The sequence below is a fragment of the Mesorhizobium sp. M7A.F.Ca.CA.004.06.1.1 genome (genome assembly GCF_003999135.1).
Classification (GTDB): Bacteria; Pseudomonadota; Alphaproteobacteria; order Rhizobiales; family Rhizobiaceae; genus Mesorhizobium.
Window position 1 is genome coordinate 1 of sequence record NZ_RZPQ01000684.1, and the last position, 3,238, is coordinate 3,238.

Here is a 3,238-nt window from a genome sequence, read left to right on the forward strand (position 1 = left end):
GTATTTCTGCAGCAAGGTCGGCGGCAGCTGGAAGATATCAGGCTTCGTCGGCTACATGCCGCATCCGCTCGGTAGCTAGAACCACCGATCACCAGAGCGCAGGATGGGTCGGGCCGAACGTGCGGCCCGGCACCGCGGCCGCCATCAGCGCGCCGTTGAACAGCGATGGCGGATGCAAGGCGCCGCATTCCATCAAACGCATCGCCAGACATTGGCAATGCCTTTTGCGCCCATTCTTACGAATTTGTATGCCGCCGGACAGGCCGGTGTGAACTCGTTTGTTTACGATGCGCGGGGCGGATCGCAACCGCCCCGCCGCAACCATCGACCTCTGGACTTCAGCCATGCTCGCGCCCAACAGGCAACAACCCGCCGCACCGAGCCACAACAGGGTTCCCGACGTCACCCTCGACTTCTGGCTGGTCAAGCTGATGGCGGTCACCACGGGCGAGACCGCGGCGGATTATCTTGCCGACACGATCGGGCTTGGGCTGACCGTCACCTCGCTGATCATGACCGGCATCCTGATCGCGGCCCTTGTCCTGCAGTTTACGCGGAAATGCTATGTGCCGTGGGCTTATTGGCCGGCGGTGGTGCTGATCAGCATCGTCGGCACGCTGGTGACGGACAGCCTCGTCGACAGTTTCGGCGTGCGCCTGCAGACGGCAACCATCGCCTTCTCGGTCGCGCTCGCCGCGACATTCGCGGTCTGGTACGCCAGCGAAAGGACGCTGTCGATCCACACCATCTTCACCACCAGGCGCGAGATCTTCTACTGGCTGGCGATCCTCTTGACCTTCGCGCTCGGCACCGCCGCCGGCGACCTCGTCGCCGAAAGCTTCGACATGGGCTACCTCACGACGGGGCTGCTGTTCGGCGGTGCCATCGCGCTGATAGCGCTCGCCTACTGGCTGCTGCATCTCGACGGCATCCTGGCCTTCTGGCTCGCCTATATCCTGACACGGCCGCTTGGCGCCTCCTTCGGCGACCTGCTGTCGCGATCGGCCAGGCACGGCGGCCTGGGTCTCGGCACCATCTTCACCAGCCTGCTCTTCCTTGGCTGTATCTTTGCGCTTGTCCTGCACATGACCCTGAAGGAGGCAACCGACGAGGCCGATGAACTGTTGCTGGACCTGGACTGAAGCCTTGGCCTCGTCATCCGCGCGCGGAGCAAGGAGCGTAGCGACGCAGCGCGGACCCGACGATGACGAAGTTGGGAGAAGCCGCTCCGAATGCCTGCGCCTTCGTGACATCCTAGGAACAAGCCCGTGCCGGTGATAGCCTCTCCATCTCGGCAACGGACCGGACCTTTCATGCGACTGCTTCTCGTCGAGGACGACCACAGGACGGCCGACTATATCGTCAGGGGACTGACCGAGGCCGGCCATGTCTGCGACCTCCTTCGCAACGGACATGACGCGCTGTTCGCGGCGACCCGGGGCAATTACGACGTGATCGTCGCCGACCGGATGATCCCCGGCCTCGACGGCCTGTCGATGATCAAGGCGGTGCGCGCCGCGGGCGTACGGACGCCCACGATCTTTCTCACCTCCGTCGGCGGCATCGACGATCGCGTCGAGGGGCTGGAGGCCGGCGGCGACGACTATCTGGTCAAGCCCTTCGCCTTTTCCGAACTTCTCGCCCGCATCAACGCGCTTGGCCGGCGGCCGGCGGCGCAGGAGCAGAAAACCGTCCTGCGGGTCGCCGACCTCGAAATGGACCTGATCATGCGGCGGGTCACGAGGCGGGGCCAGCCGATCGACCTGCAGCCGCGGGAATTCAGCCTGCTGGAAGTGCTGATGCGCGGCGAAGGCCGCGTCATCACCCGCACCATGCTTCTGGAGCGCGTCTGGGATTTTCATTTCGATCCCAGGACCAGCGTCGTCGAGACCCATATCAGCCGGCTGCGGGCCAAGGTCGACAAGCCCTTCGAAACCCAGCTCATCCACACCGTCCGCAACACCGGCTACAGCCTGCACGCGCCGTCATGACCGGAACATGGTCCCGCCTGCTGCGCAGCACGCCGTTCCGGCTGGCTCTGACCTTCGCCTTCCTGTTCGTGCTGGCCTTCGTCCTGTCGGGCGCCATCGTCTACCAGATGATGAGCGCCGATCTTGCCGAGCGGCTCGACGACACCATCAAGGAGACCTACGCGGTCGTCGCCGCGACCTATGCCGAGAACGATCTCAAGGAGCTGGTTGAGACCGTCGGCAGCCACTCCCTGCGCAGCCTCAAAAAGGAGCAGCTGTTTTCGCTGACCGACGCGACGGGCAATCGCCTGGCCGGCAACTTCACCGCGGCAGGGCTTCCCGACGGTTTCTCGATGTTCGACACCGAAATGCCCGGCGTGCCGCCCGGCGCCGAGTACCGCGCCTATTCCGGCCCCGTCGGCGGCAACACCCTGACCGTCGCCTTCAGCCTTTCCGAGACGGAGGAGCTGGAGAGGATCGTGCTGATGAGCTTTGGCTGGGGAACCCTGATCATCACCGGGCTGGCGGTCGCCGGCGGCGCCCTGCTGGCCTCGCGGGTCCAGCGCCGTCTCGACGGCATTGCCGCCACCATGGTGGATGTCTCGCATGGACGGCTGGACACCCGCATTCCGCTGACCGGCAAGGGCGACGACATCGACATCGTCTCCAGCCAGGTCAATGCCGCGCTCGACCGCCTGTCGGCACTGGTCGAAGGCATGAAACAGGTCAGCGCCAACATCGCCCACGACCTGAAGACGCCGCTCAACCGGCTGCAGATGATCCTCGACACCGCGTCCGAAAAGAACCTGTCAGGTCAAAAGGTCGCCCGCGAACTGGCCGAGGCGCATGCCGAAAGCCTGCAGATCAACGAGACCTTCGATGCGCTGCTGCGCATCGCGCAGATCGAAGCCGGCGCCCGCCGGGCGCGGTTCACCGATGTCGATCTGGGCGAGGTGCTGCAGACCATCGCCGAGATCTATGCCGATGTTGCCGAGGACGACGGAAAGTCGCTGTCGTTGGCGCAACCACCGGAAACGACGGACCGGATCCATGGCGATCGCGAGCTGTTGACGCAGATGTTCGCCAATCTGGTCGAGAACGCGCTGCGCCATTGTCCATCGGGCACGACGATAAAGCTGTCGGTGGGGCGCCAGGACGAACGCGTCGTTGCCGGCGTCGCCGACAACGGTCCCGGCATTCCCGCCGACGAACATGAAAAAGTGTTTCAGCGGCTTTATCGGCTGGACCATAGCCGGTCGACATGGGGC

4 protein-coding genes are annotated in these 3,238 nt (G+C 64.6%); 3 read left to right on the forward strand and 1 reads right to left on the reverse strand.

Annotated elements, in window-relative coordinates; genetic code table 11:
• Window positions 1-88 precede the first annotated feature (88 nt).
• Complete coding sequence (locus tag EN906_RS28270) at window positions 89-346, reverse strand: hypothetical protein (protein WP_127268442.1); 258 nt, start codon at window positions 344-346, stop codon at window positions 89-91.
• Between EN906_RS28270 and EN906_RS28275 the strand changes: the two genes are divergently transcribed.
• From EN906_RS28275 to EN906_RS28285, 3 genes are all read left to right on the forward strand, one after another.
• Window positions 345-1,142: a hypothetical protein gene (locus EN906_RS28275; RefSeq protein WP_127268443.1), complete on the forward strand. Its 798-nt coding sequence runs from the start codon at window positions 345-347 to the stop codon at window positions 1,140-1,142. The genes EN906_RS28270 and EN906_RS28275 overlap by 2 nt on opposite strands.
• 171 nt (window positions 1,143-1,313) lie before the next feature.
• Window positions 1,314-1,991 (forward strand): winged helix-turn-helix domain-containing protein, encoded by a 678-nt coding sequence (locus tag EN906_RS28280; protein WP_127268444.1) that lies wholly within the window; start codon window positions 1,314-1,316, stop codon window positions 1,989-1,991.
• Window positions 1,988-3,238, forward strand: a 1,251-nt coding sequence (locus EN906_RS28285) for an ATP-binding protein (protein WP_127375531.1), incomplete at its 3' end; no start/stop codon positions are given. The genes EN906_RS28280 and EN906_RS28285, both read left to right, overlap by 4 nt.